Here is a 24,938-nt window from a genome sequence, read left to right as displayed (position 1 = left end):
GTTTTACTATGAAGAAATTATCTTACAGCATATATCTGGCCGGCCTGTTGCTCTTGAATGCGGCATGTAGTAAACAACTGGATTTGAAACCGGAAGGAACCATGGTAGAGGCAGACCTGTTGAAGGACAGGCAATCGACCGAAAGCTTCCTAGCCGACGCTTATCTCCAAGCCATGAATGCATGCGGCAGTAACGCCTATATGCTCGGGGATGTAACCGGTAATATCGTGAGCTCTTTCAATCAGGCGCTGGTAAAAGGAGCCATCGATCCCAGGGATAAAAACTATGAATCCTATTGGCAACAGCCTTATGCGGCCATCAATGAGGCAAACGTTATCATCAATAATCTCCCTACATACGCCACTTTTGATCCCGCTATCCAAAAGCAGTTCATCGCGGAAGCTAAATTTATCCGTGCTTACTGCCACCTGGTACTACTCCAGATGTACGGTGATGGCGCCCTCCAAGGACAGGGTAGCAATATGGGTATTCCTATAATGCTCACCGCCTTCGAAGGATATGACGGCTCCCAGAATAAAGCCCGTAATACTAACGCAGAAGTATATGCGCAAATATTAAAAGACCTGGACGACGCTGTTGCTGCGTTGCCTGCTACCAGGAGTACGCCCTTGGATCAAGCGTCCAGGGCTACCAGCGGGGCCGCTGCGGGATTGGCTTCCAGGGTATGCTTATACATGCAGGATTACCAGCGGGCTGCTACCTATGCCAATATGGTGCTTAACGGCAACCAATATACGTTGCAGAAAACGTTTGCAGCGATGTGGCCGAACAATAGCGCCGGAAGTGGCAATTATCCGCTCAATGCTGAAACGATTTTCGCCTTCCCGGAAAGCTATAATGCCACTTCCAACTATGGGGAGAATAACGGGATTTACTATGCCTATGGCTATTACATGCCATTGCCTGACTACCTCGCAATCTACGATACTACAGACGATAGACTGCTAGCAACCCAAAAAGGGACTTTCATTCCCAAGTTTACGGATATGCGTATACGCGACAACGTGATCATGATCCGCCTGGCGGAAGTCATGCTCACCGCGGCAGAAGCCCAGGCACAAGTAGCTGGTATTAACCAGGGATCTATTGATCTGCTCAATAAAATCTATAGCAGGGCTTTCTCGGTAAATCCAGTACCAAAGGTCTATACCATGGCGGATTTCACCACCAAGCAACAGTTGATCGATAGAATTCTCCTGGAACGCAAGCGGGAAATGGCTTTTGAAGGTTTTGCGAGATACGATGCCATCCGTTACGGCAAGCAACCCAATCCGCTGCTACAGCCGGCCAACTACGCTATGCCTATTCCTCAACATGAAATTGATATTACCGGTGGACTGATCAAACAGAACCCCGGCTACCTAAAATAACGTTAACGATTAAACGAACATGCATATGAAAAAAACAATCGGTATGGTAACGGGTATGCTGCTCAGCATGAGCACTATGGCGCAAACCATCACCATCGAAGGCGACCTGGCCGGGGATCTGAAAGGACATAATAAAATGTACTTGTATTCCCGTACCTATAAGGACTCTGCGGATATTAACAATGGGCACTATACATTCAAAATCCCTTACAAGGAACCGATGTTCCTGATGCTGTTGCCACAATATGTGCAAGCGGAACGCCAGATGTACGTGCCATTCGGCGTACTGTTTGATCAACCGGTAACTTATACCGTGAAATCTGATATCAATAAAGGAATGAGCGAATCAGTGGTGAAAGGCTCTGAGGCGGCGGAACTCCTCTTGAAATACGGACGAGAGAAATCTGCTGCCTACCGAGAAATCAGCAAAGCTTTACAAGGTGAATTCGGCTCCTCCTGGTTGCAGGAGAATGATCCTAAATATGATGCCTTCGAAAAAAGAAATGCTGCCTTACAGCAACAATACCTGTTGCCATTATTGCAAAAATTGGTGAAAGAACATCCGAATTCTTATGCCAGCGTATACAGCCTGAATGATGCCCGCCAAATGGCGTCTATAGCGCAACAAGATCAACTGTACGCCGGATTGTCCAAGCAAATGAAAGCTACAAAAGAGGCAACAGCGTTTCATCAATTTGGGGAAGGACTGCGCAACTCTGCTATCGGTAAACAGGTGAAAGATTTCACCCTGCCGGATCCAGAAGGTAAACCAGTGAAGTTCAGCGACCTGAAAGGGAAATATGTAGTGGTGGACTTCTCGGCGAGTTGGTGTGCTCCTTGCCGTAAATCTTTCCCACATATGCGGGAAGTATATCAGCAGTATAAAGATAAAAACCTCGTTTTCTACAGCATCTCCATCGATAAAAGTAAACCAGACTGGCTGAAAGCAGTAGCACAGGAAAATAACCCTTGGTTACAATCCCTCGATGATAAAAACATCGCTGGTAGCGGATTTGCGATCACAGGTGTGCCTACGCAATACCTCATCGGGCCAGATGGTAAAATCATCATGAAAGAGATCGGCTTTGATGAAAATGGTAACGGACAAATCGAAAAGAAACTGGCAGCGCTTTTTGGTGGTACTGTGAAACAACAGCAACCAGTAGCACCTGCTCCATCCGCAGAAAAGAAAACAATAAAAGCCATTCCAATGGCCACCATGCAATAAAAATCAAAAATCAACCCACACATGAAGCAATACCGGATTAATTTGGTAGCCTTCCTGCTGGCCGCCGGGACTATCCTCCCGGCTGCTGCTCAGCAGACAAAACGGTTTATCACGATCAGTGGTAAGATTAAATTTCCGCCAGGAGCTGAACAACAGGAAAAATACCCTTTCTTGATACAGAAGCAGGTAGGAGATGAGCGTGTTACGATAGATACGATCCATCTGCGCCCAGACGGCTCTTACAGCCATAAACTGGATGCTACCAGGCCACAGTTCTATATTCTGAACGAGTTCGAAGAAGATCGCCTGACCATTTGGGCGAATAAGGAAAATTTGCGCATCGATTTCAGGGGCATAGATACCGCAGCTATGAAAATCAAGAATCCTCCATACGTTTACATCGATGGTGGCGAGGAAAATAACCTGGTGAATGAACTAAACTTTATTTCCTATCGGAACTACCAGGCCATGATCCAGAACGGCCGCCTCCAGTATCTGGCGTCCTTTGCCAAAAATAAAGCGTTAGACAGTACCTTCAATGATATGTATGGTTGGCTAAATGATGACATGGGAGAACGGGTAAAACTCCTGATCCGCATGCATCAAAATTCGCCGGTAATCCTGATGGCCCTGGACTTCCTGCATCCTACAAAAGATAAAGCCCTGATTGCATCGGAGCTGGATCGCCTCATTAAAAAATATCCGTATCTCGAAGAAGCAAAAAGGAAAAAAGCAGATATTGCGCTGGCAGAAGAGATTGCGCGTAAAACCGGCATTGGTGCTACGGCCATGAACTTCAAACAGAATAATGTTGGTGGTAAGGCGGTACAGCTCTCAGATTATCGGGGTAAATATGTGCTGCTGGATTTCTGGGCAAGCTGGTGTGGTCCATGCAGAGCAGAGAATCCGAATGTGCTGGACAACTACGAAAAATACCACAGCAAAGGCCTGGAAATACTGGGCGTATCCTTGGACAACTCCAAAGATGCATGGGTGAAAGCAATCAAAGATGATGGCCTCACCTGGGAGCATGTCAGCGACCTGAAAGGCTGGAAAAATCAAGTGGCCAAAGAATACAATATCCGTGCAGTACCTAGCAATTTCCTAATCGATAAAGAAGGAAAGATTATTGGGGTAAACCTACGTGGAGATGAGCTTACACAAAAGCTGCAAGAGATTTTCGGAAAGTAAAAATCAAAATAAACCTGTAAAAGAATCGATTATGAAGCAATTGCTTACCTTGTTGTTAATCTGCTGTAGTTCAGTAGTGATGGCCCAAATGCAGGCCGCACAGCGTATTATACCTGAGTATACCCACGACACACAGATTAAAAGTACACCTGTAAAGGTCTGGAGAGTTATCCGCGATCTGCCACAAGTAAAAGAATATTCCAATGGTACTATTAAAGAAGTAAATATCCGCACAGTGGGCGATACCCGTTATCGCGACCTGGTTTTTGCGGATGGCCATAAACGTACAGATGAAATCGAACAAGTACACGAACAATACAAATTCTTCGTGTTCCACATCCAGGAACCATTGCCACAAGGCGTTACCAAAGCAATCGTTACAGCATTAGTGGAATCAGCTCCCAACAGCGATGATGTAGCGGTAATTAGATGGAGCATGATCATGGAAGGAGATAAGAGTGCCCGTAAAAAACTGGTTGATATACTGAGTGCTGAAATAGCCAACTATGAAGCAGGATTGAAAAAAATGCTGGAATAGTTTGCGACCGGCTGCTAATCTTGGTTAGCAGCCGGATTTTTTACTACAGTTGCTGACTTGTTATTCCCGCACCAGTTGAAACCAAGGGATATGAAGTTTGCCAGGATATACGTCTACACGTACTTTCTGGCCAACCTGTACCTCATCATAGAATGCCTGGCTCACTTCAATTCTGTGCGTAAACTCATTTTCGCCCCAACCACTGATCTTCACACTATAAGTGGTTGATTTGGTTTTTGAATGCTTCTCTGTAATAGTACTCTGATAACTGGAAGGTGTGGAATGATCCAACCTTACATTCGTAAAGGCAACTATGCCATAGCTGGCGCCGAGCAACATCACACTATATAACAAAATGTAAATAACGCGCTTAGTCTGTTCCAAAGGAATAGCACGGATACTGGCAATAAATAATAGCAACAGTCCCAAAAATACAGGTATAACTACCATCCAAAGCGCTGGATAGTCGAGTATTGCTCCAGCATTGCCAAAAATCCAGGTGGTAAAACACGCCACTATCATGGGCCACATCCCGCTTGATAGAGGAGATCCTTTAAGGCTTTCCAATGTCAATGCCCCTTTGAAATAATACAAGCCAAACATTATGCTTAGCAGCAGGAGCAACTCTACATAGTAAAGCCCTTGAAAAAAATAAAAATCATCCAACAGCAAAATGAAAATAACTACTGCCGCAATGAACATCGAAATGGAAAACCAACGCGCTTGTCGTGTTTTACGGAGATCTTCTGCTTCCGGCATTGTTGCCGCTTCTGACTGATCTGGATTTCCTTCTTCAACAATAGAGGTGTCCATCGATTATCTTTTAAAATGAAAATTTATTATTTTTCTACCACCTGATACCAAGGACAACTTAATGCGCCTGGTTTTACTGCCACCATGATCTGTTGTCCTTCCATAACACTGTAATAATAAGATGCAGAAACAGAGAATTTAATGGGAGACACGAGTCCCTCCCAAGCGCTGCAAGTAATATAAAATTTGAGACTACCTCTTCCTCCTTTCTCCATACTTTTTGCCATAATACTGGTACGATACTGCACACCTACGGCACTATCCATGACCGTATTGGTATAGCTAACAATACCAAAACAACCATAGAACAATAATGCACCAAATATTAAAGCGGAAACAATATGTGTTTTATTGGCCATCAGGATGACCACCGCATATGGCAAAAATAATCCTAGGGAGAGTATCGCGCTTATTATAAAAATTGGATGCCAATCAAATAAATGTCCTGGACCATTATATAACCCTAAACTTACACCCAGGAGGAGCATTAACAGTAACCCACCTTGAATAATGGTATCATTGTCTTTGAGCGTTTTTCTAAAGTGTATGAAAGCGTAAATTAAAACCAATACCAACAAGAACTGAGCATAAGCCAGCCCCTTAAAATGATAGCTTGTAATAAGCATCAATAATGCAATGAAAATACCCGGCACATATAAATACATCAACAGTTTGGCAGATTTACTGGCTTCCAATACCATTTGCTTTTTGGGCGTGGATGTTGGCATTTGAATAGAAAGCTTTTTAATTTTCTCTTTAGGGCCACCTGGTTTCTTTACCAAGGCAAGCATTTCAGCATACCCTTGCCGAAAGGCACTAATCTGGAGTGGTAGTGCACTCGCCGTACTGCACAGCTTTAATCCATTATCTGTAAAGTTTACTTGCGTTATCCCTTTCCACAAAAACACACGTTTATACAACAGCGACTTAAACCTAATCCCTTCCTCATCTAAACTTATGCTGGAAAATGCATTATTCAACCCGTAAATGCAGGCCAGTATAAGGGTGATGAACAACATGGAAAGGAAAATAACCTCATCTATCCGCACGGGGAGAAAGAATAAAAGTACCTCCGCAATAATACCAATGGCTAAAAAGAACCCGCAAAAAAGGCTCACAAATATTTTGTATGTACGACTATAGGTATAGGTGCTCATTTCATCAATTCATTTCATCAAACATAACATTTACCAAATTCTCTGCCAAGCTGTATGCTACATGATAAGCTGGTGAATGAAGGCAAAACTCTCCAGCCTGTCGCCCTTGCCCGTCGGGCAGGGACGACGAAAAAATAAAAAATGGAAGTGACGTCAGTCACTTCCATTTTTTGATATAGCCTTCTTCGCGTGAATTATCTTACCATCCAATGCCGTAATCTTCACCATGATTACTACTGCCTCCCCATATGGTACCATGTTTCCTATCTAGGAAAATGGCATTGATAGGGCCACTAGTTCGATCCCCGAAACTGAGATGATATCCCATTTTCTGCAATTCCTGCCTGGTTTTTTCAGGGGTATTATTATGCAGTAATATACTACCCGGCCTTGGTTGACGGTCTTTTATAGTGCTACCTCCTAACGACAGCCACAACTGATTGGTATTGATGTTGGCGGCTTCTGTGGCTTGTTGTACTGTCATGCCAAATTCCACCATGTTCAAGAAAAACTGCAACAAATTCTGATCCTGCGTATCGCCACCTTGTACACCAAAGCAGAGATATGGCTTCCCTTCTTTTAATGCGAGGGAAGGAGTGAGGGTCACTCGAGGCCGTTTCCCAGGAGCAATAACGTTGAACGGATCCAATGCAGAATCCAATACAAAACTTTGTGCACGCTGACTCATCCCAATGCCGGTCTTGCCAGCAATACAAGCGGGTAGCCACCCTCCACTAGGAGTGATACTCACTACCCATCCGTCTTTATCCGCAGCTTCTACACTGGTGGTACCTCGCCATAATCGATCCATATAAGCGCTGTCTACGTCATTGGCTGCATACATAGATTGTACATCCGTTTGTTGCAGGAATGCCGCATCATGTTTAGGTACAAAGCCTCCCGGTTTACGGCCACTGGTGGTGTCCATCAGGGCGGTGCGTTCTTTTAGGAAATGCAGGTAAGGATTGGTTTTACCCATGTATGGATAAGGATCTCCAGGACCAGCATTGGCATCATTCTGCGATGGATTGATCTCTTTGGCCCTGGCCTTTGCATATTCTTTGCTCAATAACCCTTTGATAGCGGAGTTACGATTGAAGGCAGGATCGCCATAATAAAAATCACGATCAGCAAATGTGAGGTTCATGGTTTGATACAAGGTATGGATATACTGTGTGGAATTATACCCCATGGATTTGAGATCGAAATTCTCCAGTATATTCAGACTTTGTAATAGCATAGGGCCTTGTGTCCATTCCTGGAGTTTATAGACTTCTATGCCTTTATAATTGACATGTAGTGGTTCCTCTTCAATAGGCTTCCATTTTGCCAGATCTTCCATGGTGATCAATCCACCTTGTTCCTGGCAGCCACGTACAAACTCCTTGGCGATGTCTCCTTTGTAGAACCTGTCGTACGCCGCCATGATGGCCTCTTTGCGACTCTTATGATTCTTCAGCGCTTCTTGTTCTGCTGCTACTGCTTTCTGTAAAGTATTGAGCAGGTCTTTCTGGACAAATATTTCTCCTGCCTCTGGTGCTTCTCTTGCTGCACCTGGATGCGTGAGGAATACCGCTTTACTGTAAGGCCATTGTACAATGTATTTTTTACCGCGTTCGATGGAGTTGGCTGTCTGTGCCTCTATAGGGTAGCCAGCGGCCATTTCCATGGCTGGCGCCAACACTTCTTTCAGACTCATAGTACCGTAGTTAGCCAGCATATAGCATAGTCCCCCGAAGGTGCCAGGAGTGACCGCTGCCAGTGGCCCATATTCGGGTGGAAAATCATATCCTTTACCCTTATAGAATGCAGGAGTGGCGCCGGTGGGAGCTACACCCAAGGCGTTGATGGCAATCACTTTCCCAGTTTTGGGATTGTAGATGAGTGCCTGGGTTTCACCTCCCCAACTGAGTACATCCCACATGGTACAAGTGGCGGCTAGCATAGCACATGCAGCGTCAACGGCGTTACCATTTTTCTGGAAAATCATGGCCCCAGCAGTTGCTGCTAGCGGCTTTCCGGTAACTGCCATCCAGTTTTTGCCATGCAGTGGTGGCTTTTGAGTTTGCTGAGCCTGTATACCTACTGTGGTAGCCAGCGATAGCGCAAGAGTTAAGATTCGCTTCATAACGTAATGATCTGGTGAACAAGCACCAATCAAGGTAAGAAAAAAAGCAGGTCCGGGCAAATGTCATCTCCCGAAATCATTCCCCAACAACTGCAATACCTTTTGTAATTCTTCCGTATTGCCATTATTAGCAATAGGGGAGAGATGCAGGTCGTGCAACCGTATATGGTTCAATGTGGGTATGTCTAATTGGCCTTTATGATCGGGATGCCAGAGCAGGTAACAGACAATGCTTTTCATAGCATTGGCCTTTATGCGAATGGTATGCGGACTATACCTAGATGGATGCAGATGGATAAAAGATAAATGATCGATATAGCGCAAGGTCCAATTGGAACCATCAGATAATTGAATCGTCCGGTGGCCATGATGGGCTTGTATCCAGGTATGATAAGCCGCTTTGTTATCCACTTTCAATTCCTGTAATTGATGAAGCGTCTCTGCTTTTATGGCTGGAACAGATAAGCTTCCGTAATACAGGTCAAACTGAGAACCACCAAATGTACGAATAGCATGTAGTTGCTGTTCCCGACCATCCGGAGGATGGGAGAGGAAGAACTGAACTGCGGCATGATGATGCTTCAGTTCATGGAAGAGAATGTGGTTGGTATCTATAGCCCCAGGCATGTTGTTATATATCTGCGTTTGCTATATATCAGTTTTTCTAGTATGCAAATGTAAACGATATTCATCGGTTTGAAGGGATGGCCCGTAAATGAAAAAAGTAGAAAATTTTTTTTCCGCTGGATAATTTCACTGTGGCGGATATACGTAGTTTATACAGGGAGCTAAACGCATTTAGTAGGTAGTGACTCTTGGTTTTCTAAAAAAATATATTTTACCTTTACGCAATCGATCGGTGTTCGGCCGGTTGGACGCTATACCATATACGTTTGAGAAACCCCACTATAAGACTCCTCTACGACTGCACGATAGTAACATGTCCTGGGAAAGCTATATTGGGGCGGCCTCATTCCCGATAAGAAGCATCAATCCAAAAATTCGTTCACTATACCTATTGTAAATTCAAAAATCTCAATTACTTATGGATTATTACATCGGTGCGCTCCTCCTATTCGCAGGCGATTTCGCTATCAGGAACTTTGCATTGTGCTTCGGCCAACTCATGAGCATTCAACAAAACACGGCATTATTTGCCATCCTAGGAAATACCTACGGAGGAAATGGAACAAACACATTCGGGCTGCCGGATCTTAGAGGTCGTATGCCTATTGGTACTAGTCAAGGTCCAGGATTATCAAACATTGTACTCGGACAATTAAGTGGTGCTGAAAACTGTACACTTACTATCAACAATTTGCCTACTCATACCCACACTATTGATGCTAGTACTATGAAGGTAACGCCTGGCGCCACCGCTCAACTGGCTACTACTTACATTCCTTCTAATACAGTAGTTCCAGCAATGCTTCCCAAATTAGGAGGAGGGCCGGCAGCAGTGAATATAAATGGCTATGGTGTTCCAGATGGCACTACCACGCTGGCTCCTTCGGCTGTTTCAGGCACTATTACAGCAGCGGTAACAGGTAATAATCAATCATTTCCGATTCGTAACCCTTACCTGGGGATGAATTATCAAATTTGCCTGTTCGGAATCTTCCCAACTAGAAACTAATTTTTTCCCTAGATGTTTTTCGGCGCTCCGCTCACGATTGGATTTCTGACACCTTATTCTAGTGTCTATCCCTACTTTGGACCCCACCTGATGACAGGATGGCTATTAGGTATGGGACTGGACCCTGTAAATCAGAAAACGGTGCAGTTTGTACCTGAATTTACTTATCAGGGCGGAGCTGCCACCACTACGGATGCTGCCCGTAAACTCATATACTTCAATAGGGTAGATGTGGTGTCTGGACTGATAGGATATAAATCCGTCACAGATATCATCCCCATGCTGGAAAAAGAAAAAGGAACGGGATTTTTCTTTGATATGGGAGAGTATATCCCGCATTTCCCTTATCTCAGTCCAAATGTCTATTACGCTTCCAACCAATTGTGGCAATCACAATATGCATTGGGCCAATGGGCCATGCAGCGATTTGGTGAAGGTGGGGAAATCATTAGTCCTCTCTATGAAGCAGGGTATCACTTATCACCTGCATTTGTGCAGGGGGTAAAAGATGCTGGCGGCGCCCAACCAGGCATTAATGTAATTCCTTTTGATCAAGGGCAGCCAATGAAACTAGAGCTAGATGAATACTTCCAAAAATGGGAGAAAGAGCATCCAGCCTATGTACATGCTATCTTCTGCGGTAATCTCGGAATTAATTTCCTTCAAAAATGGATGAACTCCGGACTACTTAATAAAGTGCCATTAATCCTCCATGAGGCAATGGCATACGATGATATGCTGGAAGATATCAAAGAGGGAGATGTTAACTTTTATACCGCCAGATCCTGGATGAGAGAAGATGAACGAAAAGAGAACCTGGCTTTTGTGAAAGCATTTGAACACTACGCCAAGCAACCTGCTAATATCTTCGCCCTCATGGGATATGAAGCTGGACTTATCTGGAAAGAACTCCTGCCATATGCAGTGAAAAAAGATTTCCAGGCTGTCCGCCAACTGCTCCAATCAGAAGTGGTAAGAGGACCACGCGGCGACAAAAATTATTATCCCCAATCAGGTTTTGCATTGCCAGACTCCAATATCATTAAAATATCAATCACGAATAAGCATATACGAAAAATAATTGTCGACCAGGGGAAAGGACTCCGGTATGATGCCAAAGAATTCCAGGAGATCCATGAGCAATCTGTCTCCGGATGGCAAAATCCATTTCTCTGTATCTAAACATTGCCAATGAAACAATTTTACTCCAGAAGCTGCAAACGACTGCTGCTGGTACTGGGAATGCTATGCAGTTTCCTGTACGTATCAGCACAGTTTAGAACAACAAACATTACTAAGGGAAATGTCGCCTCTCCTGCAAAGGGAGACTTTAATACTGCTGTAGCTGCAGATAATGCGGGTTTCCTTTATACGATACTCGCGCATGACGCGAGTACCTTTGATCTCGTGAAGTTTCCCTTGGCAAATCCTGCGGCCAAAGTAGTACTTGCTACTGGCCTGGTATCTGATGTCAATATTCTGCCCGGTAGTATTCAAGTAGCCAGTACAGGGGATATATTTTTCATCAATGCCAATGCTGCCGTTGGGTATGAAATCAGACACCTGGTACCCGCTGGAGGCGGTAGCTACATCAATGGACCTACGATAAGTGGGAATTATTATAGTGCGCTGGCGCTTGACCAATTTAACAACCTCTATGCTGTACAAGCTGATGCTATAGGTGGCAAGATGGTTATTGCAAGGTACCCTGGGTACGCTAATGCCCCACAGTATATATATACTGGTAATGTGCTCAAATTCCCTCCTGTAGGATCATCCTACGCACCTTCTGGATTGGTGATCGATATCACGAATACTTTTTATGTGACAGGTTATCTGGATAATGATGATAAATTAGTCAAAATAGCTCCTCCTTATATGGATGGCAGTATTGGTAGTGTTACAGTGATTGCACAAAATCGCGGCTTCGTTAACCTCGCACTTGATCCAAATAACAATCTGCTGTCTACAGAAGGGCTTGCCCCCAACACTTCTCATATTGTAAAATACACTACGCCTGTATCCGCTGGTGCTAGTGGCATAGAGGTATTTAGTCCCCTCACAGGCATGTTAGGTTTTTTTCCGATGGGCGTGGTAGGACTGGCAGGTAATTCAATATATGCTGCTGATTATGGCTATGTTGATCCTTCCAATGGTGCCGCTGTAGGAAGAATTGTGAGTTACCTGGGACCAACTAACGCCACCGTCACAGGTGTAAATAACTCCCAGCCAACCAATGCTGGTACTGTAACGTTTAAGGTAGTAGTTGACCAGGATGTATCAGGGGCAAGTGCAAGCGATTTCGGCGTTTATACTACTGGAAGTATCACCGGTGCTGCTATTGCCAGTGTAACGCAGACGGACGCACGAACAATCATGGTAACTGTCAATACCGGTACCGGCAATGGTACTATTGACCTGAAACTGTTAGACGTTGGGAACATATCCAGGAGTTTTGTAGGCGCTCCTAAAAATGCGAATACTCCTTTTACCATCGATAAAACACCTCCTGCTGCGAGCTTTTTAATTAACGGTGGTGCAGGATTTACTAACAATCCAGTACTAAACCTCAGTATGACGCTAGATGATGCAGTGCTGATGGCTTATTCTACAGATGGCACTACCTTCTTACCAGATATTACTGCAGCCACCACTGGCACTTTCACAGTGCCTAATCCGGATGGATTGAAAACACTCTATGTTCGATTTAAAGATGCTGCTGGTAACTACATTATAAAATCCCAGCAGATCACGCTGGACAGAGTGGCGCCAGTCACCTCGCTGATTTCCAATCCACCATCCTATACAAATAGCACTAGTGCAACATTTAACTTGCAAGCAAATAAACCTGGATCTACTTTTTACAGTTTGGATGGAGGAGCTAATGCGGTGATTCCAAGTAACCCATTCACCCTCTCAGGTTTATCTGAGAGTAGCCATACCATTTCTTACTACTCTGTAGACCAGGCAGGAAACGTTGAAACTACTAAAACCTATACCTGGGTCGTTGATCTTACTCCACCAACAGTGGCTACGGTAACACCGCCACCAAATACCACCTATAATTCAACCACCAGGAAAACAATCATTTACAAAGTAACATTTAGTGAAAATGTCAATGTGGTTGTTGCCGGTGGAATACCAAGTATTGGAATTGTAATAGGTGGTGTTAATAAAACGGCTACTTATACCACTGGCGGCGGTACCAATACGCTTACATTTGTCTACAATGTTGTTTCCGGAGATAATGACGCCAGCGGTATTACCACAGCAGGTGCTATTACCCTGAATGGAGGTTTTATCATGGACATGGCAGGTAATAATGCAGTACTTACATTTACGCCTCCTGTTACACCAGGCGTTTTTGTGAATACCAAAATACCAACCTGCACTATATCTGCTCCTAATCCAGTTTATGGTCCGTATACATTAACAATTACATTCAGCGAAATAGTAACCGGGATGTCTACGGCCGCCATCCAGGTAGGAAACGGAACTGTATCCAACTTACAGAAGATTGATAACGTTACTTATACCTGTACGGTAACACCGCAAGCAGATGGTAACGTACCAATGGTTATTCTCGCTAATAAGGTGCAAAATACGGGAAGTTATTACAACCTTTCTTCCGGTGTTGTAATCACCTATTATGATAAAACCCCGCCTGCGGTTACAGGACTGACGCCACCTGCAGCGGGCACCTATAAATTAGGCGATGTACTTAACTTCTCTGTTACTTACGATAAACCTATCGCAGTAACAGGAACGCCTACACTAGATGTAGTGCTGAGCTCAGGTACCGTGTCTGCACAGTATCAAAGCATGTCGGGCAATACGCTGAACTTCGCTTATGTGGTGGCCAACGGCGACCTGGAGCCTAATAATATAGGCGTAGGACCTACTATCAACCTGAATGGAGGTACTATCATCGGTACCAACACTCAGAACGCAGGCCTCACGCTCTCTGCAGTCCCTGCTAACAATGGTGTGAAAGTAGACGGTGTTGTGCCGGTTATCACCACGGTAACTGGTCCAGCAAATGGTACCTATAATGCTACCACTAGAAATCAGTTGACATTCACAGTGACCTACAATAAAAATGTCATTGTAACAGGAACACCTTTCATCGGATTCGTCATTGGTTCGGCTAGTAAGAACGCTACCTATGTCTCCGGTTCAGGTACCAATACACTTACCTTTAACTATACTGTTCAACCAGGGGATAATGACGCCAGTGGTATTGCCACTGCCAGCACCATTACCCTGAATGGCGGTACCCTCCAGGATGCAGTTACTAATACTGCTATGCGTTCATTCACTGCTCCAAACACAAGCGGAGTTTTTGTGAATACCAATACGCCAACCTGCATTATCACTGCCCCTGGCACTACCGTGTATGGTGATTTCACTGCAACCATCACCTTCAGTGAAGCCGTTACCGGATTGACTGCAGCTAGCATTACAGCAACAAACGCAACTGTCTCTAACCTGCAAACGACCGATAACATTACCTATACTTGCACGGTTTCACCACAAAATGATGGTAACGTCACCTTAAACGTTCCCGCTGGTGCTGCCCAGAATACAGGTAGTTACAATAACACCGCCTCTAATACCCTGACGCTTTATTACGATAAAACACCTCCTGCGGTTACTGCACTGACCCTGCCAACACCTAAATACTATAAATTAGGGGATGTGCTTAACTTCTCTGTTAAATATGATAAACCTATCGTAGTAACAGGAACGCCTACACTAGATGTAGTGCTGAGCTCAGGAACCGTGTCTGCCCAGTATCAGAGTATTTCCGGCAATACGTTGAGTTTCACTTATACAGTAGCCAACGGTGACCTAGCACCTAATAATATAGGTATAGGTGCCGCCATTCATCTCAATGGTGCTACCATCATCGGCGCCAATACACAGAATGCGGTCCTCAATCTCCCTGCTGTAGCACCAAATAATGGGGTGAAAGTAGATGGTGTTCCGCCTACGGTGTCCACTGTAGTTGCTCCTGCAAATGGCTACTATAACACAACTACCAATAAAGTACTGACTTATACGGTGAATTTCTCAGAACCGGTTACGGTAACTGGTACGCCTACACTGGATGTTACCATCGGCACAACTGTTCGCAAAGCGAGCTATACTGCTGGATCCGGTACTTCCGCATTGACATTCACCTATAATATTCAAACAGGAGATAATGATGCAGATGGTATTTCAACTGGTGTAATTTCACTGAATGGAGGTACTATCCAGGATGTAGCCACCAACAATGCAGTGCTGACATTCACGGCGCCTAATACAACTGGCGTAATGGTGAATACCAATATTCCAACCTGCACCCTTTCTACTGCCGCTCCAACTGTATATGGCAACTTCACCTTAACGATTACGTTTAGTGAACCAGTTACTGGCTTGACAGCGGCCGCGATTACCGCAACCAACGCCACTGTATCCAATCTGCAAACGAGCGATAACATTACCTATACCTGCACAGTTTCACCGCAGAATGAAGGTAATGCTACATTGACCGTTCCTGCCAATGCAGCCCAGAACACTGGCGGTTATGGCAATACAGCCTCTGCTCCGCTGACGGTTTATTACGATAAAATGCCACCTGTGGTTACTGGAGTAACCTTGCCAGCACTTAATTACTATAAATTAGGAGCGGTGCTCAACTTCTCTGTAACTTATGATAAACTGGTTACTGTAACAGGTACGCCTACACTGGATATCATCCTCAGCTCTGGCACTGTTAAAGCACAATACCAGGGTATGGTGGGTCGTCAATTGAACTTTGCTTACACGGTAGCCAACGGCGACCTGGAGCGCAATAATATTGCTATGGGCACTGCTATTAACCTGAATGGTGGTAGTATCATCGGTCTCAGTACCCGGAATGCAGACCTCAATCTCCCTCCGATTCCAGCAAATAACGGCGTAAAAGTAGATGGCACCATTCCTGTGGTCACTTCAGTAGATGTTCCAGCAGATGGATACTACAACAGTACCACCAACAAAACACTGAATTTTACAGTGAACTTCTCGGAAGACATCAGCTTTGTCGGTAGTCCTATACTGGATATTACTATCGGTGGTGTTACTCGCCATTTATTTGTAAGTCATTCAAGTAATAATAATATCACCTTCAGCTATCAAGTGGTAAATGGTGATCAGGACCTTCATGGTATCAGTATCAACGGCCTGTCCATAACTGGCGGTTCCATAAACGATATCGCAGGAAACCCTGCTAACCTGACACTCCATAATGTGGCTAGTACGGCTAATGTATTTGTCAGCACCGCTAATCCAACAGTGACCATTACAGCGCCAGCGCTGGTAACCGGTCCGTTCACGACTTCCTTTACTTTCTCAGAAAAAGTAACCGGATTTACTGCGGCTACCATCAATACTGGTGGTATGGCTACTGTTAGCAATGTGCAGACAACAGACAATATCACTTACACGGCTACGATGACCCCTACCACGGAAGGCCTAATGACCGTTGCTATTGCAGCCAATGCAGTACAATCACTCGGCCTCAATGGTAACCAGGCGGGATCTGCTCAGGTGCGTTATTCCGCAATCCCTGTTGTTCAACAGACAAATGTACCAGGTAACGGGTTCTATACCACCGGACAACCTATGGGCTTCATGGTGACGTACCAGAAACCAGTTATTGTAAATACCACCAACGGTACGCCATCCCTGCAAGTAATCATCGGTACAAAAACAGTAAATGCTACTTATTTAAAAACTGCTGGAAATAATGTCATCTTCCAATATATGGTAGTGACGGGAGACCAGGCACTTAGCGGTATTCAACTGGGCAGTATGATCCAACTGAATGGAGCTACCATGAAGGATGGATTTGGTGTAGACGCAGATCTCACACTGAATAACATTCCAGCTACGAATAACGTGCTCGTATATACGACCGTTCCTTCAGCTACTATTACTGGCCCTGCTAAAACTAACCAGCCGTTTACCATTACAGTGGCCTTCAACGAAGCGGTGACTGGTCTGACAACCAGCAGTTTCGCGGTAACTAACGCTACACCTAGCAACCTGCAAGCTGGCGCTAACAATACCTATACAGCCCTGGTAACGCCAATGGCTACTGGTAATGTAACGGTGCAATTGCCAGCAGGAATTGTAAAGAATATCGCTAATATTGGCAATACTGCCTCCAACGTACTGACTACAGCTTATGACGGCACTGCTCCTGTTATTAATTCAGTAACGGTACCAGCAAACGGCTACTACAACGCCTCCCAGACACTGACCTTTAATGTGGTATTCAGTAAACCAGTAACCGTTACCGGTAGCCCAGTGCTGCCGCTGACCATCGGTACCAAAACTGTAAGCGCCTCTTATGTGAGCGGATCTGGTACCAACACCCTGACCTTCAGCTATGCTGTACAAGCTGGCGATATGGATATGGATGGAATAGACCTGTCTACTGCTCTCAACTTGAATGGTGGCACCATCGCAGACGATTTCAGTAACAACGCAGTACTGAGCCTCGCTGGTGTACCAAGTACCACACAGGTGCGCGTAAACACTGCTCACCCAAGCGTTACATTGAGTGGCAATACCGCCCGCGTAAACACGCCAGTAAATGTTACTGCTGTATTCAGTGAAGCGGTAACCGGCCTGACCGCTGCTAACTTTACCGTAACCAACGGCAGTGTTGGCAGTCTCGCTACAACAGACAATATCACTTATACATTTGTTATTACGCCTGCGGCAGACGGCCAGGTATCCGTATCACTGCCTGCAAACGCAGTAATGAACATCGGTAACAACAGCAATACGGCCTCTAATACCTTCAGCTTTGTATATGATGCTACACCGCCTGTTGTCACCATCCCAACCATGGATGTTTCCGGCGATGTTCCGCTCGGCGCACTGGTAGGTAAACTAACCGCTACCGATGCCCTGGGAACTATTCAAAACTGGACCATTGTGGCAGATGCTTCCAATGGCGCCTTCGCCCTGGATGCTAACGGCAATGTAACGGTGAAGAATATCCCAGCACTGAAGCTACTGGCGAATTCCAATACCAGCATCACTATTACGGTGAGCGATGGGGTAAATACGACTGCACCAATTGTAGTAAATATCCATGTAGGCCCGCTGTTCGTGAACAAAGCACCAACCATGGACCCAATTGCAGACCAGACTATCTGCGCTGATTACAATACACATAGCATCCAATTGACGGGCCTCTCAGCGGTGGAAACAGATCAAACTTACACCCTGCGCCTCGCTGCTGATGCGGCTATCTTCGACCAACTGAATGTTAGCCAGGCAGGTGTAGTTACCTATAAATTCAAATCCACGCTGACTTCCGGCGATGCCAACATCACCGTTACCATCCAAGATAACGGCGGTACAGCCAACAATGGGGTAGATACCTTCAAACGTACATTCCACCTCCGCGTGAATGCTATGCCAGTGGTTAATATCACGGCTGATAAATCAAATCCAGTGTCTAAAGGTGATATCATTCACCTGACTGCTACCGGTGGCGATCTGTTCAGTTGGGATCCTGTAGATGGTATCGTTAGTGGCCAACAATCCAATATCCTCGTAGCTCGCGTAAAAGCAGATGCTACTTATAAAGTAACAGTATCTAACGTTACCGGATGTACGAATAGCGGTACCTACGCTGTTACGGCCAACAACGATTTCAAAGTGGATGCTACCAACCTGCTCACGCCAAACGGCGATGGTATCAACGATAAATGGGTTATCAAGAACATTGATCTGTATACCAACAACGAAGTGAAAATCTTTGATCGCTCTGGCCGACTGGTATACCAACGCAGAAACTACAATAACGAATGGGATGCTACACTCAACGGTCACGCACTGTCTGAAGGTACTTACTATTACATCCTCACCATCGACGGCGGGGCGAAGACTGCAAAAGGATTTATCACAATAGTTAGAGAACAGCGATGATTGCTATAAAAAATATTATCATGCGAAATGCAATTTCCGCAACTGTAAAATGTAAAGCAATAGCCTTGGTGGCAGGAACGATGTTCCTGTTCACCAACGGCAACGCACAAACGCTCAGTAAAACAGCGGCACTGCTGGACCCTTCCGGAACCCAGTATTTTCAAAACCAATACCTCGCCAATGCCGCCATGGCGGGCCTTGACAGCGGTATGCACCTGAATGCGGCCTATCGCGCTCAGATGAATGGCATAGATGGAGCCCCCACTACTAAATTCTTCTCCGCCGATGGGTATATCGGTAATAGGGTAGGAGCCGGACTCAACGTCTTCAATGACCAAGCCGGATTGCTCTCCCGTACGCGCATTGCGGGTACCTATGCTTACCATCTGCCGCTGAATGAGAAAGGTAGTAAATTGCATTTCGGCATCTCGCTGGGAGTGAATTTCCAACGCCTGAATTATTCCAAAATCAACGCGGATAATAATGATCCTTCTATCGGTGCTTTTAACCGCAGGGATGATTATTTTGAGGCCGACTACGGTATGGCCTATACGGACCAGCATTGGACGATCCAGGCGGCTTTGCCTAATATCCGCGCTACCTTCTCCAATAAAGATTTTCCGGCTGTAGACGGTGGTACTGTCTTCTTCTCTGGCATCAGCTATAAATGGCAGTTGGAGCATGCAGTGACTTCTATAGAGCCGAAACTCTGCTACCGCAGCATCAAAGGCTACGATGGTATCCTAGATGTGGGCTTGAATGTAGGCTTGCTCAACAACGTCGCCAATGTGACCGCCCTGTATCATTCCTCCGGCAATTTTACGGTAGGAGCTGGGGTACGCATCATGAATACGGTGAAACTGGTGGCCCTGTATACCAAACAGACCTCCGGCCTGAAAACCTATTCAGACGGAGGCTATGAGATTGGCCTCACTGCCGATCTTTTCCGCTGATCTGTTCTTCCTGATTATAGTATACTCGCACCTTCCCGGGATTTTCCGGGAAGGTGTTTTTAATTTTAGGGAGACACGATTTACCACTGGTGGAATAGGTTATTAAATATCGGTTCGGAGAATTACTTTTAAGCGAAACCGAAGGAGAACAATGAAAAAGTTTATCGGCATATGCCTATTGCTGGCGGCCTGCTTTAGCCAATTGCTGGCCCAGCAAAGACCAAACATCCTAATCATTATCTCGGATGACCACGCTTTTCAAACCATCAGCGCTTATGGCAGCAAACTAACACGCACACCGGCCATCGACCGTATAGCAGCGGAAGGCGTTCGCTTCGATAAGGCCTACGTGACCAATTCCATCTGCGGGCCCAGTCGGGCAGTCATTATCACGGGTAAATACAGCCATAAGAACGGCTTTAAGGATAATGAGCATTCTGTCTTCGATGGCAGCCAGAATACCTTTGTAAAGGAACTGCAACATGCCGGTTACCAAACTGCTTGGATCGGTAAATGGCACCTGGAAAGCAAACCGGAAGGCTTCAGCTTCTATCGTATCCTCCCCGGACAAGGCCAATACTTTAATCCAGATTTCATCAACATGGACGGTAAAACAGAAAGAAAGGAAGGCTACGTGACCAATGTGATCGAGGATGAAGCGGAGAACTGGCTGGATAAACGCGATACCACGCAACCTTTCTGCCTCGTGATTGGCCATAAAGCCACTCACCGTACCTGGATTCCAGATACTACGGATATGGGTACACTGGAAAACTGTACCTATCCGATCCCCGCCACTTACTTCGATACCTATGATGGCCGCAAAGCAGCGCAGGTACAGGAAATGAGCATTGCAAAAGATATGCGTCTCAGTTATGACCTGAAACTAGCAGTGAATGATAAACCGGAAGCGGCAATAGCACGCATGAACCCCGCTCAACGGGCTAAATATGATGCGGTATACAACCCCATCACGGCCGATTTTAAGGCGAAAAATCTGACTGGAAACCCATTGGCAGAATGGAAATATCAACGCTATATGCGCGATTACTTGGCCACAGCAGCTTCCCTGGATCGTAATATCAACAGAACCCTGGCATACCTGGACGAACATCGTCTCTCGAAAAATACTATTGTGATCTACCTGTCGGACCAAGGCTTTTATATGGGCGAACATGGCTGGTTCGACAAACGGTTTATGTACGAAGAATCTTTTCGTACCCCCATGGTAATGCGCTATCCAGGCATTATCAAGCCAGGCACTGTTTCCAATGCAATGGTGCTCAATATGGATATTGCGCCTACTTTATTGGAAGCGGCCGGCGTTCGCATTCCGAAAGATATGCAAGGAGCATCCATGCTGCCGCTGTTTAGGAAGTCAACCGAAAAAGGCAGAGAGGTGTTGTATTACCATTACTACGAAAATGGAGAACATGCTGTGTCGCCACATTTCGGCATCAGAACCACCAGGTATAAACTGATTCGCTTCTATAAAAGAGTGGAAGCCTGGGAATTGTACGACCTTAAAAACGATCCGCAAGAACTCCATAACTTGTATGAGGATAAGCGCTATCAGTCGACAGTAACGCAACTGAAACAACAGTTGATGCAGGAAATTAAGAAGTATGAAGACAATGACGCTGCCGCGATAGCCGTTCAATAATAACAATGCAAGTCGATCAAAACAATGAAAAAGAGCACCATGAAGCAACTGTTTACAACATTGCTGCTGAGCTGTAGTCTTGCCACTGGCTATGGACAGCAATCTCCCAATATCATCGTTTTCCTGGTGGATGATATGGGCTGGATGGATAACTCTGTGCCATTCAGCGGTAGCATGCAACCGTTGAATCATAGGTACCATACGCCTAATATGGAACGCCTGGCCGCAAGAGGTGTCCTGTTTTCCAACGCCTACGACACCCCTGTGTGTACGCCTTCTCGGGTGAGCCTGATGACGGGGATGAATGCAGCGCACCATGGTGTCACCAACTGGACGTCTCCCAATCGTAATAACAATACGGATAATCCGGACACCACTTATTTGCCAGCGCCTTGGAATATTAATGGGCTTACTACCCGTGCTGGCGACAGCGCAGCGGTGTACGCCACTCCCTATCCGCAACTCCTAAAAGAGGCGGGATATTATACCATTCACGTGGGAAAAGGCCACTGGGGCCCAATGGGTACACCCGGTTCCAATCCGGTGAATTTCGGGTTCCTGGTAAATATTGCCGGCCATGCTGCTGGCCACCCTCAGAGTTACCTGAGTGAGGAAGCGTATGGCAATCTCCCTGGAAAAAATACGGTGCAATCCGTGCCAGACCTAGAAGAATATTACAACACAGGGACCTTCCTAACGGAAGCGCTTACACGTGAAGCAATAAAAGCCATCGCTTATCCGATATCCCGTAAACAGCCATTCTACCTGAATTTGGCGCATTATGCCGTACATGTGCCATTGATGGGAGATGTACGCTTCCTCAAAAAATACCAGGATGCGGGCCTGGATCCACAAGAGGCGAAATACGCTTCCATGATTGAAGGCATGGATAAGAGTCTGGGTGATATTATGGACTACCTAGAACAACAGCATATCGCTCAAAATACGATCATCATCTTTATGAGCGATAACGGGGGCCTCAGCTTGCATCCTCCCCGTGGTGGCGAGGCGCATACGCAAAATTTCCCGCTGAAAGCAGGTAAAGGATCTGTATACGAAGGAGGTATTCGAGAGCCTATGATTGTGAGCGGGCCACTGGTAAGCATACCGGGAAGTGTCTGCGCGCAACCGGTGATTATTGAAGACTTTTTCCCTTCCATCCTGGAGATGGCAGGGCTGAAAAACTATCATACTATTCAACAAATTGATGGCCGGTCTTTCGTACCCTTGCTACGTCAACCGGCTACCATGGATGATCAGCGCATATTCGTATGGCATTATCCAGATAAATGGATTCCCAGCGATGGCCCAGGGATTAACTACAGAAGCGCCCTACGCCAAGGGAAATGGAAACTGGTGTATAGTATGAGAGATGGTAGTAAAGAGCTATATGATCTCTCTACAGATATCGGCGAACAGCATAACCTGGCCGCTAAAAATCCTACGAAAGTGAAGGAGCTGGCGGCATTGCTGAGCAATCAGTTACGCCAATGGAAATCTCCGATGCCGGTCATCAAGGCAACAGGAAAGCCAGCTTTGCTACCAGACGGAAAGCAATAAGCTCATTTTACCCATTACTTCCACAATAATCGCCTAAGCATAGGGTAGGGTAGGAATTGCCAGGTTTATCGGTTATCTTTTCAAATCAGAATGCTCCACGATATGATCTTGAAACGATTCGCCAGCATCTCCATGATGTTGGCCCTGCCTGCCCTGATGCCAGGCAATAGCGCGATGGCGGTGGTAAAACCCGCCAACCTATTTACAAGTCACGCTGTACTACAGCGAAATACCACACTGCCAGTATGGGGAACGGCTGCGGAAGGTAAAACCATTACTGTCAAAATCGCCGACCAACAGGTCAGTACTAAAGTCGCCAATGGCCAATGGATGGTGAAACTAAAACCACTCAAAGCAGGGGGGCCTTATACCATGACCATCTCCGGCGATAGTACTATAACGTTGACGGACATACTAATTGGAGACGTCTGGCTCTGTAGCGGACAATCCAATATGGACAAAGAAGTAGGTCCGCACCGCAATCAACCGAATGTAGACAACTACCTCGAAGAACTGGCCAACGCCAACCATCCGCAAATCCGCCTGTTCAAAGTGCCCGCGAAAGAAGGTGCATTATCTCCGCAGGAAGCAGTCAATACCCACTGGACATTATGCGATAGTGCCAATGTGCGTAGCTTTTCGGCCGCAGGATATTTCTTTGGCCGAGACCTGCAACCAGACATCAAAGTGCCGGTAGGACTCATTCATAGCTGCTGGGGCGGAACACCTGCAGAATGCTGGTTGGATAAAAATGTAATGGCCACCAATCCGGAGTTACAGTCTCTGGTAACGGAGTATGAAGCAGCCATGAAAGCATATCCCACCCAGGCTGCAAAATTACAACAGGCCATACAATCCGCCGCAGATAAAGGTCAGCGTGATACGGTGAGTATGAAAGCATTAACCCAACTGAATTTGATCAAACGTAATTGCGGTGGACTCTACAACGCCATGATCTATCCGTTGCGTAATTTCCCACTTACCGGCGTAATCTGGTACCAGGGAGAATCCAACAGCGATAGAGCCAAACAATATCAAACGTTATTTCCTGCGCTGATTAAGAATTGGAGAGACACGTGGAAATCGAACCTGCCATTCCTTTTCGTCCAGATCGCACCGTATAAAACCAAAGGCCCAGAGATACGGGAAGCGCAATTCCTTACTTGGAAAAAAGTGCCGAATACGTTTATGGCCGTGATTACAGATGGTGTGGATTCCTCATTTAATCTACATCCTGGAAATAAGCAATTGGTAGGTGCGCGACTTGCCCTCGCCGCCAGAGCGATGGTGTATAAAGAGAAAATCGAGTATTCCGGACCGGTATATCAAAGCGTTAGTTTTAAAGAGAACCAGGCCATACTTTCGTTTACCCATACAGGTAGCGGCCTCATGGCTAAAAACGGCCCGCTGACTGGCTTTACCATCGCAGGAAAAGATGGTGTGTTTGTACCAGCCAGAGCCGACATTAAAGGGAACCAGGTGGTGGTATCTGCCGATGGGGTGAAATCTCCTGCTGCAGTGCGTTTTGGCTGGAATGATATTCCTCATGATAACTTCTATAACAAAGAAGGACTGCCTGCATCTCCCTTCAGGACTGATGTAGAATAGATAGCACGCAAAGACGCTAAGAATAAATACAGCGGCGCAGAGGGAAAGGTGTCTCACCATATTTTTCCTTTGCGCCGCTGCTCTTTTGCAGCTTTG

Annotated in this window: 15 protein-coding genes; 11 read left to right on the top strand and 4 right to left on the bottom strand. The window is 45.8% G+C overall.

What is annotated here, in order from left to right:
* The first annotated feature begins 8 nt into the window (after positions 1 to 8).
* From JO154_RS25500 to JO154_RS25485, 4 genes are read left to right on the top strand one after another with little or no spacing between them, the layout of a single operon-like run.
* Complete coding sequence (locus JO154_RS25500; RefSeq protein ID WP_291951749.1) at positions 9 to 1,391, top strand: RagB/SusD family nutrient uptake outer membrane protein; 1,383 nt, start codon at positions 9 to 11, stop codon at positions 1,389 to 1,391.
* 25 nt (positions 1,392 to 1,416) lie between these two features.
* On the top strand, positions 1,417 to 2,619 hold the full coding sequence (locus JO154_RS25495; RefSeq protein ID WP_291951746.1) for a TlpA disulfide reductase family protein: 1,203 nt from the start codon (positions 1,417 to 1,419) through the stop codon (positions 2,617 to 2,619).
* A gap of 21 nt (positions 2,620 to 2,640) precedes the next feature.
* A complete protein-coding gene (locus tag JO154_RS25490) occupies positions 2,641 to 3,810 on the top strand; it encodes a peroxiredoxin (protein ID WP_291951742.1) in 1,170 nt (389 codons plus the stop codon).
* Between the two features lie 31 nt (positions 3,811 to 3,841).
* A complete protein-coding gene (locus JO154_RS25485) occupies positions 3,842 to 4,348 on the top strand; it encodes a hypothetical protein (RefSeq protein ID WP_291951737.1) in 507 nt (168 codons plus the stop codon).
* 60 nt (positions 4,349 to 4,408) lie between these two features.
* On the opposite strand, the gene JO154_RS25480 is transcribed toward JO154_RS25485, so the two are convergent.
* The 4 genes from JO154_RS25480 to JO154_RS25465 all read right to left on the bottom strand — a co-directional run bounded on the left by JO154_RS25480 (position 4,409) and on the right by JO154_RS25465 (position 9,073).
* The gene (locus JO154_RS25480; protein ID WP_291951734.1) at positions 4,409 to 5,161 is read right to left on the bottom strand and encodes a hypothetical protein; all 753 of its coding nucleotides are present in this window, start codon (positions 5,159 to 5,161) and stop codon (positions 4,409 to 4,411) included.
* Positions 5,162 to 5,187: 26 nt separating this feature from the next.
* Positions 5,188 to 6,318, bottom strand: coding sequence for a hypothetical protein (locus tag JO154_RS25475; RefSeq protein ID WP_291951731.1), 1,131 nt, complete (start codon positions 6,316 to 6,318; stop codon positions 5,188 to 5,190).
* 199 nt (positions 6,319 to 6,517) lie between these two features.
* Positions 6,518 to 8,446, bottom strand: coding sequence for a gamma-glutamyltransferase (locus JO154_RS25470; protein ID WP_291951728.1), 1,929 nt, complete (start codon positions 8,444 to 8,446; stop codon positions 6,518 to 6,520).
* A 63-nt stretch (positions 8,447 to 8,509) separates the two neighbouring features.
* Positions 8,510 to 9,073 carry a hypothetical protein gene (locus tag JO154_RS25465; protein ID WP_291951725.1) on the bottom strand — a complete coding sequence of 188 codons (564 nt, stop codon included), beginning with the start codon at positions 9,071 to 9,073 and terminating at the stop codon, positions 8,510 to 8,512.
* Between the two features lie 418 nt (positions 9,074 to 9,491).
* Between JO154_RS25465 and JO154_RS25460 the strand changes: the two genes are divergently transcribed.
* The 7 genes from JO154_RS25460 (at position 9,492) to JO154_RS25430 (ending at position 24,842) form a co-directional block, all read left to right on the top strand.
* On the top strand, positions 9,492 to 10,082 hold the full coding sequence (locus JO154_RS25460; RefSeq protein WP_291951722.1) for a tail fiber protein: 591 nt from the start codon (positions 9,492 to 9,494) through the stop codon (positions 10,080 to 10,082).
* Positions 10,083 to 10,094: 12 nt separating this feature from the next.
* A complete protein-coding gene (locus JO154_RS25455; RefSeq protein WP_291951719.1) occupies positions 10,095 to 11,264 on the top strand; it encodes an ABC transporter substrate-binding protein in 1,170 nt (389 codons plus the stop codon).
* A 9-nt stretch (positions 11,265 to 11,273) separates the two neighbouring features.
* Positions 11,274 to 19,058 carry an Ig-like domain-containing protein gene (locus JO154_RS25450; protein ID WP_291951716.1) on the top strand — a complete coding sequence of 2,595 codons (7,785 nt, stop codon included), beginning with the start codon at positions 11,274 to 11,276 and terminating at the stop codon, positions 19,056 to 19,058.
* Positions 19,059 to 19,078: 20 nt separating this feature from the next.
* The gene (locus JO154_RS25445) at positions 19,079 to 20,011 is read left to right on the top strand and encodes a type IX secretion system membrane protein PorP/SprF (protein ID WP_291951713.1); all 933 of its coding nucleotides are present in this window, start codon (positions 19,079 to 19,081) and stop codon (positions 20,009 to 20,011) included.
* A gap of 151 nt (positions 20,012 to 20,162) precedes the next feature.
* Positions 20,163 to 21,674 (top strand): sulfatase, encoded by a 1,512-nt coding sequence (locus JO154_RS25440; protein ID WP_291951710.1) that lies wholly within the window; start codon positions 20,163 to 20,165, stop codon positions 21,672 to 21,674.
* 39 nt (positions 21,675 to 21,713) lie between these two features.
* Complete coding sequence (locus JO154_RS25435) at positions 21,714 to 23,234, top strand: sulfatase (protein ID WP_291951708.1); 1,521 nt, start codon at positions 21,714 to 21,716, stop codon at positions 23,232 to 23,234.
* Between the two features lie 102 nt (positions 23,235 to 23,336).
* Entirely contained in the window at positions 23,337 to 24,842 is a 1,506-nt protein-coding gene (locus tag JO154_RS25430; protein WP_291951705.1) for a sialate O-acetylesterase, read from the top strand.
* The last annotated feature ends 96 nt before the right edge of the window (positions 24,843 to 24,938 follow it).

Origin of the sequence: Chitinophaga sp. (genome assembly GCF_019236475.1) — a bacterium.
GTDB lineage: Bacteria > Bacteroidota > Bacteroidia > Chitinophagales > Chitinophagaceae > Chitinophaga.
This window is presented reverse-complemented; position numbering and strand designations above follow the sequence as displayed.